The sequence below is a fragment of the Kosakonia sp. LAM2021 genome, from assembly GCF_016620385.1.
Lineage (GTDB): Bacteria > Pseudomonadota > Gammaproteobacteria > Enterobacterales > Enterobacteriaceae > Kosakonia > Kosakonia sacchari.
In genome coordinates this window covers 243531-258664 of record NZ_JAENHT010000006.1, presented here as the reverse complement: position 1 = coordinate 258664, position 15134 = coordinate 243531, and the positions used below count along the sequence as shown (strand labels likewise).

At 53.6% G+C, this 15134-nt stretch carries 15 protein-coding genes; 8 read left to right on the top strand and 7 right to left on the bottom strand.

Annotation, left to right across the window (positions count from 1 at the left end):
* Positions 1–9: 9 nt before the first annotated feature.
* Positions 10–1455, top strand: coding sequence for a metalloprotease TldD (gene tldD / locus JKP81_RS15170; protein ID WP_200552395.1), 1446 nt, complete (start codon positions 10–12; stop codon positions 1453–1455).
* 39 nt (positions 1456–1494) lie between these two features.
* Here the strand turns inward: tldD and aaeR are convergent, their stop codons facing one another.
* Positions 1495–2418 carry an HTH-type transcriptional activator AaeR gene (aaeR, locus tag JKP81_RS15165; protein WP_044489502.1) on the bottom strand — a complete coding sequence of 308 codons (924 nt, stop codon included), beginning with the start codon at positions 2416–2418 and terminating at the stop codon, positions 1495–1497.
* 178 nt (positions 2419–2596) lie between these two features.
* Between aaeR and aaeX the strand changes: the two genes are divergently transcribed.
* The 5 genes from aaeX to JKP81_RS15140 all read left to right on the top strand — a co-directional run bounded on the left by aaeX (position 2597) and on the right by JKP81_RS15140 (position 7564).
* Positions 2597–2800 (top strand): p-hydroxybenzoic acid efflux pump operon protein AaeX, encoded by a 204-nt coding sequence (gene aaeX, locus JKP81_RS15160; RefSeq protein WP_017457296.1) that lies wholly within the window; start codon positions 2597–2599, stop codon positions 2798–2800.
* A gap of 7 nt (positions 2801–2807) precedes the next feature.
* Positions 2808–3740 carry a p-hydroxybenzoic acid efflux pump subunit AaeA gene (aaeA, locus tag JKP81_RS15155; protein WP_200552374.1) on the top strand — a complete coding sequence of 311 codons (933 nt, stop codon included), beginning with the start codon at positions 2808–2810 and terminating at the stop codon, positions 3738–3740.
* Positions 3741–3745: 5 nt separating this feature from the next.
* Entirely contained in the window at positions 3746–5713 is a 1968-nt protein-coding gene (gene aaeB / locus JKP81_RS15150; protein WP_200552373.1) for a p-hydroxybenzoic acid efflux pump subunit AaeB, read from the top strand.
* Positions 5714–5795: 82 nt separating this feature from the next.
* Complete coding sequence (locus JKP81_RS15145) at positions 5796–7250, top strand: NAD-dependent succinate-semialdehyde dehydrogenase (protein ID WP_200552372.1); 1455 nt, start codon at positions 5796–5798, stop codon at positions 7248–7250.
* 44 nt (positions 7251–7294) lie between these two features.
* On the top strand, positions 7295–7564 hold the full coding sequence (locus JKP81_RS15140) for a hypothetical protein (protein ID WP_200552371.1): 270 nt from the start codon (positions 7295–7297) through the stop codon (positions 7562–7564).
* 60 nt (positions 7565–7624) lie between these two features.
* Here the strand turns inward: JKP81_RS15140 and yhcN (JKP81_RS15135) are convergent, their stop codons facing one another.
* The 3 genes from yhcN (JKP81_RS15135) to argR all read right to left on the bottom strand — a co-directional run bounded on the left by yhcN (JKP81_RS15135) (position 7625) and on the right by argR (position 9105).
* Positions 7625–7888 carry a peroxide/acid stress response protein YhcN gene (gene yhcN / locus JKP81_RS15135; RefSeq protein ID WP_200552370.1) on the bottom strand — a complete coding sequence of 88 codons (264 nt, stop codon included), beginning with the start codon at positions 7886–7888 and terminating at the stop codon, positions 7625–7627.
* A 101-nt stretch (positions 7889–7989) separates the two neighbouring features.
* The gene (gene yhcN, locus JKP81_RS15130; RefSeq protein ID WP_017457302.1) at positions 7990–8253 is read right to left on the bottom strand and encodes a peroxide/acid stress response protein YhcN; all 264 of its coding nucleotides are present in this window, start codon (positions 8251–8253) and stop codon (positions 7990–7992) included.
* A gap of 381 nt (positions 8254–8634) precedes the next feature.
* Positions 8635–9105 carry a transcriptional regulator ArgR gene (gene argR / locus JKP81_RS15125; RefSeq protein ID WP_017457303.1) on the bottom strand — a complete coding sequence of 157 codons (471 nt, stop codon included), beginning with the start codon at positions 9103–9105 and terminating at the stop codon, positions 8635–8637.
* A gap of 409 nt (positions 9106–9514) precedes the next feature.
* Between argR and mdh the strand changes: the two genes are divergently transcribed.
* Complete coding sequence (mdh, locus tag JKP81_RS15120; protein ID WP_200552369.1) at positions 9515–10453, top strand: malate dehydrogenase; 939 nt, start codon at positions 9515–9517, stop codon at positions 10451–10453.
* Positions 10454–10518: 65 nt separating this feature from the next.
* Here the strand turns inward: mdh and degS are convergent, their stop codons facing one another.
* The 3 genes from degS to zapG all read right to left on the bottom strand — a co-directional run bounded on the left by degS (position 10519) and on the right by zapG (position 13623).
* Positions 10519–11586 (bottom strand): outer membrane-stress sensor serine endopeptidase DegS, encoded by a 1068-nt coding sequence (degS, locus tag JKP81_RS15115; RefSeq protein ID WP_200552368.1) that lies wholly within the window; start codon positions 11584–11586, stop codon positions 10519–10521.
* 92 nt (positions 11587–11678) lie between these two features.
* Complete coding sequence (degQ, locus tag JKP81_RS15110; protein ID WP_200552367.1) at positions 11679–13055, bottom strand: serine endoprotease DegQ; 1377 nt, start codon at positions 13053–13055, stop codon at positions 11679–11681.
* Between the two features lie 169 nt (positions 13056–13224).
* The gene (gene zapG, locus JKP81_RS15105) at positions 13225–13623 is read right to left on the bottom strand and encodes a Z-ring associated protein ZapG (protein WP_017457307.1); all 399 of its coding nucleotides are present in this window, start codon (positions 13621–13623) and stop codon (positions 13225–13227) included.
* 189 nt (positions 13624–13812) lie between these two features.
* Here zapG and zapE point away from each other — a divergent pair, with 189 nt between their 5' ends.
* Positions 13813–14940, top strand: coding sequence for a cell division protein ZapE (gene zapE, locus JKP81_RS15100; RefSeq protein WP_200552366.1), 1128 nt, complete (start codon positions 13813–13815; stop codon positions 14938–14940).
* The last annotated feature ends 194 nt before the right edge of the window (positions 14941–15134 follow it).

Below are 15134 nucleotides of genomic sequence, written 5' to 3'. Positions count from 1 at the left end.
GAAAAAATGATGAGTCTTAATCTGGTAAGTGAACAACTTCTGGCAGCAAACGGCCTGAGCCATCAGGATCTGTTTGCTATTCTCGGTCAACTGACCGCGCGTCGTCTTGATTACGGCGATCTCTATTTCCAGTCGAGCTATCACGAATCCTGGGTTTTAGAAGACAGCATCATTAAAGATGGCTCTTATAATATCGACCAGGGCGTGGGTGTGCGCGCCGTCAGCGGTGAGAAAACCGGTTTTGCGTATGCGGACCAAATCAGCCTGCTGGCGCTGGAACAGAGCGCACAGGCTGCGCGTACCATCGTGCGGGAAGAGGGCGATGGCAAAGTGAAAACGCTGGGCGCTGTTGAGCATAAAAGCCTTTATACCAGCATCGATCCGCTGCAAAGCATGAGCCGTGAAGAGAAGCTCGATATTCTGCGTCGCGTGGATAAAGCGGCGCGCGCGGCGGATAAACGCGTGCAGGAAGTGACTGCCAGCCTGACTGGCGTTTATGAACTCATTCTGGTGGCGGCGACCGACGGTACGCTGGCGGCGGATGTTCGCCCGCTGGTACGCCTTTCCGTGAGTGTACAGGTTGAAGACGACGGCAAACGCGAGCGCGGTTCCAGCGGCGGCGGCGGTCGTTTTGGTTATGACTGGTTCTTGCAGGATGTGGATGGCGACGTTCGCGCGGATGCGTGGGCGAAAGAAGCCGTGCGTATGGCGCTGGTAAATCTTTCTGCTGTTGCCGCACCTGCGGGCACGCTGCCGGTGGTACTGGGCGCGGGCTGGCCGGGCGTGCTGCTGCACGAAGCGGTTGGTCACGGGCTGGAAGGCGACTTCAACCGCCGTGGAACCTCTGTATTTAGCGGTCAAATGGGACAACTGGTGGCATCAGAACTGTGTACCGTTGTGGACGATGGCACCATCGCCGATCGTCGCGGCTCGGTGGCGATTGATGATGAAGGAACGCCGGGCCAGTACAACGTGCTTATCGAAAACGGCGTGTTGAAAGGCTATATGCAGGACAAGCTGAACGCGCGTCTTATGGGTGTTAAGCCGACCGGTAACGGGCGTCGCGAATCATACGCGCATCTGCCGATGCCGCGTATGACCAACACCTATATGCTGGCGGGCAAATCAACTCCGCAGGAGATTATCGAATCTGTCGACTACGGCATCTACGCCCCGAATTTTGGCGGCGGCCAGGTCGATATCACTTCCGGTAAATTTGTCTTCTCCACTTCTGAAGCGTACCTGATTGAAAAAGGTAAGGTCACCAAAGCGGTGAAAGGCGCAACGCTGATTGGCTCCGGTATCGAAGCGATGCAGCAGATCTCCATGGTGGGTAACGATCTGAAACTGGATAACGGCGTTGGCGTATGCGGTAAAGAGGGGCAGAGCCTGCCGGTGGGTGTGGGCCAACCGACGCTGAAAGTCGATAACCTGACCGTCGGCGGTACGGCTTAACGCTCTTCTCACCCTCTTCGCACGAAGAGGGTGAATTCCTCACACGCTGCGCCCCTGCATTCCCTGATACACCTTCGCCACTTCAATAAAGTAATCCGTCAGATAGTTAATACACACCTGCACTTTCAGCGGCAGCTTATCTTTCTCGGTATAGAGTGCGTAAACCGGGCGCGGATCCGACTGGTAGCGCGGCAGCAGGATCTCAAGTTGACCGCTGTTGATCTCGTCGATCACCCACATTAACGGCACGAATGCGATCCCGGCGCCGGCCGTCAGCCAGCGCGTGAGCGTCATTGGATCGTTAGTGACAAAACGCCCTTGCGGGATAAGTCTCGTGGCGATCCCTTCTGGCGCCACCAGCTCAAATTCGTTATCCGGACGCACGCTGTATTCCAGCCATGAGTGGTTAACCATATCCGCAGGCTTTTCAGGAATACCGTATTGGGCGAGGTAACTTTTTGCCGCGCAAACCACCATTGGCATCGCGCCAAGGCGGCGGGAAAAGAGGCTGGAATCCTGCAACGCGCCGACGCGGATCACCAGATCCAGACCGTCAGCAATCAGATCCGGCGCCGGGATACCGGTGACGAGATTTACCGATAAACCTGGATGCTCTTTGAGCATATCGGCGGTCATTTTTGCCAGCACATTTTGCGCCATGGTTGAAGAACTGCCAATGCGCAACGTACCGATTGGTGTGTTGTTAAAGGCGTAAAGCTGCTCGTGAACGTCCTGCACTTCATGCAGCATCCGGCGGCAGCCCTGGTAGTAAATCTTCCCTGCTTCGGTGAGCCCCAGGCTGCGCGTGCTGCGGTTCAGCAGCTTTACCTGCAACTCATCTTCCAGTTTGGCGACGGTCTGGCTGATGGAGGAAACACTCATTTGTAGCTGTCGGGCGGCGGCGGTAAACGAACCTAATTCCACCACTTTGGCAAACACCGACATGCGTTTTAGTCGTTCCATTATTCACTCTGAGTTAAAAGTGATTTAGATCACATAATATAGATAACAGCATAACAGTTACGTTAATATACTATCTATTAAGAATATTCACGTCACTCTCGCCTGGCTCTCCTTGCCCTTACTCCTGCGGTGACGTTAGAACGAATTGTCACCTGCACGCTGTCTAATCAAGGTCAACATGAGTCTGTTTCCCGTCATCGTGGTGTTCGGTTTGTCGTTCCCACCGATTTTTGTCGAATTAATTTTGTCACTGGCGATCTTCTGGCTGGTGCGCCGGGTGCTGGTCCCTACCGGGATCTATGACTTTGTCTGGCACCCGGCATTGTTTAACACTGCGCTGTATTGCTGCCTTTTTTACCTGCTGTCGCGCCTGTTTGTTTGAGGTAGAAGTGAAAACACTAACAAGAAATATCTCTCGCACCGCTATCACTATGGTGCTGGTAATCCTGGCGTTCGTCGCGATTTTCCGTGCCTGGGTTTATTACACTGAATCGCCCTGGACGCGCGACGCGCGCTTTAGTGCCGATGTTGTCGCTATCGCGCCGGATGTCACCGGGCTTGTCACCGCCGTCAATGTGCATGACAACCAACTGGTGAAAGAGGGCCAGGTGCTGTTCACCATCGATCAACCGCGTTACCAAAAAGCGCTGGCGGAAGATGAAGCCGACGTTGCCTATTACGAAGCGCTGGTGGCGGAGAAACGCCGTGAAGCCGGGCGCCGTAACCAGTTGGGCGTTCAGGCCATGTCGCGCGAAGAGATCGACCAGGCCAACAACACCCTGCAAACCGAGCTGCATCAGTTGGCCAAAGCTCAGGCAACCCGCGATCTGGCGAAGTTGGATCTGGAGCGCACGATCATTCGTGCACCGGCCGATGGTTGGGTTACGAACCTGAATGTGTACGCCGGTGAATTTATTACCCGAGGTTCCACCGCGGTGGCGCTGGTGAAACAACACACGTTCTATGTTCTGGCGTATATGGAAGAGACCAAGCTGGAAGGCGTGCGTCCCGGTTATCGCGCGGAGATCACCCCGCTTGGCAGCAACCTGGTATTGAAAGGTACGGTGGATAGCATCGCGGCAGGCGTCACGAATGCCAGCAGCAGCAATGACAGCAAAGGCATGGCGACCATCGATTCCAACCTTGAATGGGTGCGGCTGGCGCAGCGTGTGCCGGTACGTATTCGTCTCGACAAACAACAAGGTAACCTGTGGCCAGCGGGAACGACCGCAACGGTGGTGGTGACGGGTAAATCCGATCGTGATGAAAGCCAGGATTCGTTCTTTCGCAAAATGGCGCATCGCCTGCGTGAGCTGGGGTAATCGCTATGGGGCTGTTATCCATTGCCAGCCAGCATTTGCGTTTTGCTTTCAAGTTGGCCTTTGCCGTGGTGCTGGCACTGTTTGTTGGCTTTCACTTTCAGCTTGAAACCCCGCGCTGGGCGGTGTTAACCGCGGCGATTGTCGCGGCGGGACCCGCTTTTGCCGCCGGTGGCGAGCCCTATTCCGGGGCGATTCGCTACCGCGGGATGTTGCGTATTGTCGGCACCTTTATCGGTTGTATCGCCGGGCTGGCCATCATCATTATGCTGATCCGCACCCCGCTGCTGATGTTAATGATGTGCTGTGTCTGGGCCGGGTTTTGTACCTGGGTCTCGTCGCTGGTGCGCGTTGAAAACTCTTACGCCTGGGGGCTGGCGGGTTACACCGCGTTAATTATTGTCGTCACTATTCAGACGGAACCACTGCTGGCACCTCAATTTGCCGTTGAGCGCTGCAGTGAAATTGTGGTGGGTATTCTCTGCGCGATTGTTGCCGATCTGCTCTTTTCTCCGCGCTCCGTCAAACAGGAAATTGACCGCGAGCTCGATAGCCTGCTGCTGGCCCACTATCAACTGATGCAGTTGTGCATCAAGCATGGCGATAGCGAAGAGGTGGACAAAGCCTGGGCTGCGCTGGTGCGTCGTACCAATGCACTTGAAGGGATGCGCAGCAATCTGAATATTGAGTCTTCCCGCTGGGGGCGCGCTAACCGCCGCCTGAAAGTGATCAACACCTTGTCGCTGACGCTGATTACCCAGGCGTGTGAAACGTATCTGATTCAGAACACCCGCCCGGAGCTTATCACCGACACATTTCGCGAGCTGTTTGCCGGGCCGGTCGACAACGTGCAGGAGATGCATAAGCAGTTAAAAAGAATGCGCCGGGTCATCGCCTGGACCGGTGAGCGGGAAACGCCAGTTACTATTTATAGCTGGGTTGGTGCGGCGACCCGCTATCTACTGCTAAAACGCGGGGTTATTGGCAACGCGAAAATCAGCGCCGTCGAAGAAGAGGTGTTACAGGGCGAAGTGGTGGTGAAAGCGGAATCAGCCGAACGCCACCATGCGATGGTGAACTTCTGGCGCACCACGCTTTCTTGCATGCTGGGCACCTTGTTCTGGCTGTGGACCGGCTGGACATCTGGCAGCGGCTCAATGGTAATGATCGCGGTGGTCACGTCGCTGGCGATGCGTCTGCCGAACCCGAAAATGGTGGCGAAAGATTTTATCTACGGCATGTTATGGGCGCTGCCGATTGGCTCGTTCTATTACCTGGTTATCCTGCCATCGACGCAACAAAGTATGTTGTTGCTGTGTATTAGCCTGGCGGTGCTGGCGTTCTTTATTGGTATTGAAGTGCAAAAAAGGCGGCTGGGTTCAATGGCGACGCTGGCGGGCACCATTAATATTCTGGTGCTTGATAACCCGATGACCTTTAAATTCAGCCAGTTTCTTGATAACGCGCTGGGGCAGCTGGTTGGCGTGGTTCTGGCGATGGTTGTGCTTTTGCTGGTGCGCGATAACTCCCAGGCGCGCACCGGGCGCGTGTTGTTGAACCAGTTTGTTTCCGCTGCCGTTTCGGCGATGACCACGAATACCGCGCGTCGCAAGGAGAACCACTTGCCTGCGCTGTATCAACAGCTTTTTTTACTGCTGAATAAATTTCCTGGTGATATCGCGAAGTTCCGCCTCGCGTTGACATTGATTATTGCGCACCAGCGCCTGCGGGATGCGCCGGTGCCGATCAATGATGATCTTTCGGCGTTTCATCGCCAGTTACGGCGTACGGCATCACAAGTGATATCGGCGGGCAGCGACACGAAACGTCGCCGTTACTTCACCCAGTTGCTGGAAGAACTGGATATCTACCAGCACAAGCTACATCACTGGAACGCGCCACCGCAGGTTACCGAGCCGGTACACCGGCTAACAGGTATGTTGCACAAATACCAACATGCGCTGACCAGCAGTTAATGCCAAACCGACGCCAAAAGCGTCGGTTTTTTTATGGCTATACTTTCTAAGAGTTTTTATAAACCGCAGATCAGGAGGACAAATGACAACGCAGTCACTGCAGGACAATGCGCTTTTTCAGACCGGCTATCTGGTGGATGGTGTCTGGAAAACGCTGGATACCACATTTGACGTTCTGAATCCGGCTACGGGCGAAACTATCGCGAAAGTCGCCAAAGCAGGCAAGAAAGAGACAGAAGAAGCCATTGCCGCCGCGACGCGCGCCTTTCCCGCATGGCGAGCGAAAACCGCGAAAGAGCGCTCGACCATTTTGTATCGCTGGTATGAATTGATCATTGAAAACAAAAGCTGGCTTGGCAGATTAATGACCACTGAGCAGGGCAAACCATTGAAAGAAGCGGAAGGTGAAGTCGACTATGCCGCCAGCTTTATTCAGTGGTTTGCTGAGCAGGCGAAACGCGCCAACGGTGAAATTATCCCGCCCATCAAACCCGGCTCACGCATTCTGGCGACGCGAGAACCCATTGGCGTGGTGGCCGCGATTACGCCGTGGAATTTCCCGATGGCGATGTTAACCCGCAAGCTTGGACCCGCGCTGGCGGCAGGCTGTACCGGCGTTATCAAACCGGCAAATAACACGCCGCTTAGCGCTTTTGCGTTGCTGGCGCTGGCGAAAAAAGCCGGTGTGCCGGATGGCGTGCTGAACGCTGTTGCCGGGAATACGTCTGAAATCAGCGATGCGATTATGGCCAGCCAAGAAGTACGCAAAATCTCGTTTACCGGCTCGACGGCGGTGGGGAAAACGCTGGTGCGCAACGCGGCTGAAACCATGAAAAAGGTGTCGATGGAACTGGGAGGAAATGCGCCTTATATCGTGTTTGAGGATGCCGACATTGACGCGGCGGTGCAGGGCGCTATCGCCAATAAATTCCGTAATGCGGGGCAGGTGTGCGTCAGCGTTAACCGCTTCTACATCCATGAATCTGTCTACGATACCTTTACGCAAAAACTGACAGAGGCTGTTAATGCACTAAAAGTAGGTAATGGTCTGGATGAGGGGGTGGTCGTCGGGCCACTGATTGAACGCGCTGCGGTGGACAAAGTGCGCGAGCATGTCGACGATGCCGTCGCCAAAGGGGCGAAAGTATTGTCCGGCGGTAAACCGCACAGCCTCGGCGGGAACTTCTGGCAGCCAACGGTGCTGGGTGATTGCAGCGATGGCATGAAACTGGCGCAGGAAGAGACATTTGGTCCGGTAGCTGCCTGTTTCCGTTTCACCAGTGAAGAGGAGGTGGTGCAACGCGCCAACGCAACACCGTTTGGTCTGGCCGCCTATTTCTATACGCAGAACCTGCAGCGGGTATTCCGCGTTTCGCAGGCGATCGAAAGCGGCATGATCGGCATTAACGAATGTGCGGTGTCAACGGAGCTGGGGCCATTTGGCGGGGTGAAAGAGTCCGGTCTTGGCCGGGAAGGTTCTGTGCTGGGGCTGGAAGAGTTTCTGGAAGTGAAAACTCTGCACCTTGGGGGATTGTAATCATGTGGGCGGCGTTTGCCGCCCTGTTGGGCTGATGGCGGAAAATGAATATCTACACTTTCGATTTTAAACATATAGACGATCAAAGTGCTTTCTACCGCGAGTTTAGCCGCCTGTTCGCTATTGAGCGCGAGAAAGTTCACGATCTCGATTCCCTGTGGGACACGGTGATGGATGGTGCGCTGCCTTTGCCGCTGGAAATTGAATTTATTCATCTGCCGGAAAAACAGCGCCGCCGTTTTGGCGCGTTGATCCTGCTATTTGATGAAGCGGAAGAGGAGCTGGAAGGCGAACTGCGTTTTAATGTGCGGTGAGCGAGGCAAAAAAAAGCCCCTGACAGGCAGGGGCAAGTCGTCGGACAAGACGACGAGGGTTTATTTATACAGTTCAGCCGTAACGTGGGTGCTATCACCCGTACGCGCTTCAATAATACGGTAGCTGCTCGCGCCAGCCTGATCGGCTTTAGCAGAGAGCTCCTGGCGAATGTCCATCGGGACGCCCGCTCTTTGGGAAATAGAAACACTGCCGATAGATTGCAGGTTGTTGGCCTGATCGCTGTTAACAAGCGTTGCGGCGCTCGCGCCGAAAGAGATCAGGGATGCAAGGCCAAGGGATGCGATGATGAGATTACGTTTCATTGTCTGTCTCCTTAAAAGAGACTCAACGGCGAGAAGGATTAAACTGCTATTTTTGTGCCTGGTGCCGTTGAGTGACGGTTAGATAGGGTTATCGGTAAAACTTATTTATACAGCTCTGCGGTGGCGTGCCACTGGTCGCCGCTACGTGCTTCAATGATGCGGTAAGCTGAAGCACCTTGTTCTTCCGCTTTTTTACTCAGTTGCGCGTTCATATCCATCGGAGACGCTGTGACAGAACCGATGGAAACAGTACCCAGCGACTGGCGAGATTGCGCCTGTTCCGCGTTGATGGAATCCGCCGCGAAAGCGCCAAATGACAGGGCTGAAAGGATGCTCAATGTTGCAACGGTTGATTTGATATTCATGTCTCTTACCTCGTCGTATTCTTTTCTTTAAATTTTTCGCAGGGCCTTGTTTCGTGACCCTCATCACAAAATCAAGTATACACTAGTCACGCGAATAATTAATACCAAGCTAATTATAACTATGATGAATGGGAATAGCATTTGCAGTTTTATATTGCAGAAAAGCATAAAAACTAGCGCTCAGGTAAAAATTTAGTTAACGATAGTTAAGAAAATCATATGGATAGATGAATTTGATTTTTTGTGCGGTGGTATACGCTGTGAAAGGAAATGGAAACCATAAATCGCACTAACTGCTAAGTTAGCGGTAGGTGAAAAGTCGAATTGTGGAGCGAAAAGCCGAACATTCCCCCGCGAGCGAAGCCGGGGGAGAGACATTAATTACAGTTCTTGTTCGAACAGTACCAGAATCGCTTCGTAGAGGTCTTTCACCGTGAAGCCTTTGGCTGGCGTGGTGAAAATCGTGTCATCTCCGGCGATGGTACCAAGGATGCCTTCCGCTTTACCCAGAGAGTCCAGCAGACGCGCAATCAGCTGCGCAGCGCCGGGGCTGGTGTGGATCACCACGACGGCATCGTTGTAATCGATATCCAGCACCAGGTTTTTCAGCGGACTGGAGGTCGTGGGTACACCCAGCTCTATCGGCAGGCAGTAGACCATTTCCATCTTCGCGTTGCGCGTGCGCACCGCGCCGAATTTGGTCAGCATGCGAGAGACTTTAGACTGATTGATATTGTCGAAGCCCTCTTCTTGCAGAGCCTGAACAATTTCTCCCTGAGAACTGAATTTCTCTTCTTTAAGAAGCGCCTTAAACGCTTTAACTAATTCTTCTTGTTTTGCCGAGCTTCGCATAAGTCACCCGTAATATGGCCGTGAAAACAACATTATTATGCATATTGATGAATTTTTATGCAAATATTCTCGCGAGGGATTTTCTGAAAACTGCTGAGAAGGCGCGAAGTTTATCAAATCCTGTGATGAAGCACAGCCACATGTGTCTTACGTCGCAAATAAGATTAAAAAGTAAATTAAATGTTATAAAGTTGATGTTATTTTGGTGAATATCACAGCTATATTATAAACTCTGAGTGTTAGTTGCTTAGATTGCCGATCTGACGGTCATATCCATCCTTATATAAGATCTTAACAGTGGGCTGCGCCGCACTATTTTGGCGCGTTTATTGTCATAATTACCAGGGTGGATTAAGGTCGCCGCAACGGAGTAACAAAATATTTAGCTAACCATAATAAGGAGTTTAGGATGAAAGTCGCAGTCCTCGGCGCGGCCGGCGGTATCGGTCAAGCGCTCGCCCTACTACTGAAAACACAACTGCCTTCAGGTTCAGAACTCTCTCTGTATGATATTGCACCTGTAACCCCTGGGGTTGCCGTTGACCTCAGTCATATTCCTACCGCTGTTACCATTAAAGGCTTCTCCGGCGAAGATGCGACGCCCGCGCTGGAAGGTGCCGATGTGGTACTGATTTCCGCAGGTGTGGCGCGTAAACCGGGTATGGATCGCTCCGACCTGTTTAACGTCAACGCCGGTATCGTGAAAAATCTGGTCGCTCAGGTGGCGAAAACCGCGCCGAAAGCCTGTATTGGCATCATCACTAACCCGGTGAATACCACAGTCGCGATTGCCGCTGAAGTGCTGAAAAAAGCCGGTGTTTACGATAAGAACAAGCTGTTTGGCGTGACCACGCTGGACATCATCCGTTCCAACACCTTCGTGGCAGAGTTGAAAGGCAAACAGCCGACGGATGTCGAAGTCCCGGTTATCGGTGGGCACTCTGGCGTGACAATCCTTCCGCTGTTGTCGCAAATCCCGGGCGTAAGCTTCAGCGAGCAGGAAGTGGCTGATTTGACAAAACGCATTCAGAACGCCGGTACCGAAGTGGTAGAGGCGAAAGCGGGTGGCGGTTCAGCAACGCTTTCTATGGGCCAGGCCGCCGCACGTTTTGGTTTGTCGCTGGTGCGCGCGTTGCAGGGCGAGCAAGGCGTGGTTGAGTGTGCTTATGTGGAAGGTGACGGCGAGCACGCGCGTTTCTTCTCACAGCCGCTGCTGCTGGGCAAAAACGGTATCGAGGAGCGTCACGCTATCGGTAAGCTCAGCGCGTTTGAACAGCAGTCGCTGGATGGTATGCTGGATACGCTGAAAAAAGATATTCAGCTTGGCGTCGATTTCGTTAATCGTTAAGCCTTGTTGGCCTGCACCTGCAGGAAGAAAAAACCGGAGCCTGTTGCTCCGGTTTTTTATGGTACTCAGTTGGTCGCCGGGTATTCCTGAATCGTGACCCTGAAGGTGAGTTTCTTGTCATCGCGCATGACCTCGACCGGAATTTCCGAGCCAGGACGGATTTCCGCCACTTGATCCATGGTTTCGAGGGCGGAAACAGCCGGTTTTCCGTTCACCGAGGTGATCACATCATTGACCTGAATCCCCGCGCGCGCCGCCGGGCCATCCGGCGAGACTTCGTTGACGACAATTCCCTGGATCGGATCGATACCGCCGCCCTGAGTATGCAACGGTGCGATCTCACGGCCGCCAATGCCGATATAGCCACGGATCACGCGGCCATCGCGGATCAACTTATCCATGATTTTGGTCGCCAGCTGGAAGGGAATGGCGAACCCGATGCCTTCCGGCGTTTCGCCGTCATTACTTTTATCAAACGACAGGGTGTTGATACCCATCAGTTCGCCCAGCGAATTCACCAGCGCGCCGCCGGAGTTTCCGTGGTTAATGGACGCGTCGGTCTGCAGAAAGTTTTGCCGCCCGCTGGGATTCAAACCAATACGACCCGTGGCGCTGATAATCCCCTGAGTCGTCGTTTGACCAAGGTTATACGGGTTGCCGATCGCCAGCACCACATCGCCGATATGCGGCGTGCGCTTTGTATTGATGGGGATCACCGGCAAGCCGCCGTTCGCATTAATCTTCAATACCGCAAGATCAGTCAACGTATCCGAGCCCACCAGTAACGCTTCAAACACCCGACCATCCTGCAGCGCGACAATGATTTGGTCCGCATCGTTGATCACATGCTTGTTGGTGATGATATAGCCGCGTTGATCCATGATGACGCCGGAACCGAGCGTACGGATTTCGAGGCGATCATGGGTGGAGCTATTCAGGCTACGGTTATAGACGTTCACTACCGCAGGCGCTGCGCGACGCACTGCCGGGTTATAGCTGGCAGGCGTTTCATCGGCGCTGTCGATTTGCGGCGTCGCGAGCGGAATATTTTTACGCAGCGAAGGCATGGTGGCGATGATCAGACCACCGACGACCAAACCGATTGCCACGGAACGTAAAAGCTTCACATACATGATGGGATAGTCATTAAAAGGAGAACGGCAGCAGCATAACATGAGTTATCCGGACATCACACGCAGGCGGTGATGTCCGGCGATAGAATTACTTAGCGCAGCAGCAGATAGATACTGTCGTTGCCCCGCATGATATGCAGTGCCATGACAGACGGTTTCGCTTCCAGCACTTTGCGCATTTCCGCAATCGACTGTACACGATCGCGGTTCACGCCAATGATCACATCATCTTTGTGCAGGCCAGCCTGCGCAGCGGCGCTGCCTTTTTCCACATTACCGACGGTGATGCCTTTGGTGCCATCTTTCAACTGACCATCGCTCAGCTCCGCGCCTTGCAGCGACGGGGAGATCAATTCGGCACTAGCAGAAGATGAGGTGCTTTTATCAAGCGTCACTTCAACATCCAGTGGTTTGCCATCACGTAGCAGGCCCAGTTTCACTTTGGCACCCGGTTCTGTGGTCGCAATACGTGAACGCAGTTCAGCGAAGCTGCTCAATGGCTTACCGTTCAGGCTAACAATCACATCACCCGATTTGATCCCCGCTTTCGCCGAACCCGAATTCGGCAGCACTTCACTGACAAATGCGCCGCGCTGCACGTTCAGGTTAAAGGCTTTGGCGATATCTGCGCTCATTTCGGTGCCTTTAATGCCCAGCAGGCCGCGTTTGATTTCACCAAACTGAATCAACTGGTGAGAGAGGGTTTGCGCCATATTGCTTGGAATCGCAAAACCGATGCCGACGCTACCGCCGCCCGGTGCGAGTATCGCCGTGTTAATACCGATAAGTTCGCCGTTCAGGTTGAGCAGCGCGCCGCCGGAGTTGCCACGGTTAATGGAAGCATCGGTCTGGATAAAGTTTTCCAGCCCTTCAAGGTTCAGGCCGCTGCGACCCAGCGCAGAAACAATCCCGGACGTGGCGGTTTGTCCCAGGCCGAAGGGGTTGCCGACGGCAATTACGAAATCACCGACGCGCAGCTGATCGGAATCGGCGATGGCAATTTGCGTCAGATTGCTCGCATTTTGTAATTGCAGCAGCGCGATATCGCTCTGATCGTCCCCGCCAATCAATTTGGCTTCGAATTCACGTCCATCATTCAACTGTACGTTGATTTTTTGTGCCTGGTTAATCACGTGGTTATTGGTCAGCACGTAACCTTTGGCGGCGTCGATAATCACCCCGGAACCAAGGCCTTCGAACGGCTGCGGTTGCTGCTGGGGTTGATCCGGCATCTCTTCGCCGAAATATTTTTTCAGTTCTTCAGGGACTTTCTGGCCTTGTACCGCCGTGCCTTCTACCTGCACGCTGACAACCGCCGGCAGAACTTTTTCCAGCACCGGCGCGAGGCTGGGTAATGCTCCCTGACCAGGGACTTGTGACGGCATGGCCGCAAAGGTCTGAAAGGGTGCCGAGAGAGTTAACCCGACACTTAACGCAAATGCACTCAACAGCTGGGTTTGTTTCTTCATTGATGCTGACTCTCGTAACCTGAAGTGGAAGGAATGACGCCCCAAAACAGTTTGATGTTATTGAAATTTCAACCGGGTAACAATGAGGTGAATGACTAAATAATAGCTGCGATGCGCAAGAAGGGACGGGCGCAAGGAACGCGCCCGCAAATATTTAAGATGTGTTCGATTATTTACGGCTGGCGCCGCCGCGCAGCAGGCCGGAAGCACCTTCCGAATAGTCGCGCGGGATCTGCACCGGCGCCTGATCGTTACTGGCTTCGGACTCGGCCAGACGGTTGCGGAACGGGTTCTCTTCCGCGGACATTTCCGGCAGCAGGCTGGACGAACTTTTCGCCATATGCTGATAAAGCTGGCGGTAATCGTGCGCCATGTTATCCAGCAGCTCAGCGCTGCGGGCAAAGTGGCTTACCAGCTCTTCGCGATACTCTTCGAGTTCCGCTTTGTTTTTTTCCAGCTCGTACTGCAAGGCCTGTTGTTGGCGCAATTTGCGGTTTCCGAAACGCATACCCACGGCACCAATAATAATGCCGACAACCAACCCAATTAGCGCATATTCCCAGGTCATGAACTTCTCCCGTTGTTTTTTGATTCCGTAGGGTGTGGGCTGCAAGCTCCTGCCTGCGCCTGATTGTGCCACTATAACCGCTAATCGTGCAGAAGTGGAATCCTGACGCAGCATCGCGTAGTGTAGAACGGCCTTTTTTTCGTCAACCCTGTGGGGGCGGATCGATTTTCAAGGAATAACAACAACACCATGCAGAGCCTTTCCCCAACATCGCGATATTTAAATGCCCTGAACGAGGGTAGTCATCAACCGGATGATGTGCAAAAAGAAGCCGTCTCGCGGCTGGATGTCATTTACCAGGCATTAATTAACCGCAGCGCACCCGCCGCGCCGCAAAGTGGCGGTTTGATGGCGAAGTTTGGCAAGTTGCTCGGCAAACGTGAGCTTAAAGAAGCCGCACCTGTACGTGGCCTCTATATGTGGGGCGGCGTCGGGCGGGGAAAAACCTGGCTTATGGACATGTTCTATCAAAGCCTGCCCGGCGAGCGTAAACAGCGTCTGCACTTTCACCGCTTTATGCTGCGCGTCCATGAAGAGCTGACTTCTCTACAGGGGCAAAGCGATCCGCTGGAAATCGTGGCTGACCGCTTTAAAGCCGAAACCGATGTGCTGTGCTTTGACGAATTTTTTGTGTCGGATATCACCGATGCCATGCTGCTTGGTGGGCTGATGAAAGCGCTGTTCGCGCGCGGTATCACGCTGGTGGCGACATCGAATATTCCGCCGGATGAGCTGTACCGTAACGGTTTGCAGCGGGCGCGGTTTTTACCTGCCATCGACGCTATTAAGCAGTTTTGCGACATCATGAATGTCGATGCGGGTGTGGATTACCGCCTGCGTACACTAACGCAGGCGCACCTGTGGTTAACGCCGTTAGATGCTAGTACCGCTCAGCAAATGGACAAGCTATGGCTGGCGTTAGCGGGTGCGGCACGACAACACGCGCCGGAATTAGAGATTAATCATCGACCATTGCCCACGCTGGGTGTGGAAAACCAGACGCTGGCGGTGTCGTTTTCTACCCTCTGCGTGGATGCCCGCAGCCAGCATGACTACATTGCGCTTTCACGGCTCTTTCATACGGTGATGTTATTTGATGTGCCGGTGATGACGCCGCTGATGGAGAGTGAAGCGCGCCGGTTTATCGCGCTGGTGGATGAATTCTACGAGCGCCACGTGAAGCTGGTGGTTAGCGCCGCGGCAGCGTTGCATGACATTTACCAGGGGGAGCGGCTGAAGTTTGAGTTCCAGCGCTGTTTATCTCGTTTGCAAGAGATGCAGAGCGAAGAATATCTGAAACGCGCGCATATGCCCTGATGCGGCCTTGCCTTCTTTTATTGCCAGAGGGCGACAAAACCTGCGTCAAATCACGAAAAGGGGTCGATCTTTGACCCCGACTTCTCTATAATCCTGCGACCCCACGTTACAAGAAGGTTTTTTTCCCGAAACTTTCTCTGCGCCGGCATAGGCTATTCGAAGGGGTAGGTTTGCTGGACAATGTCGTGTGAACC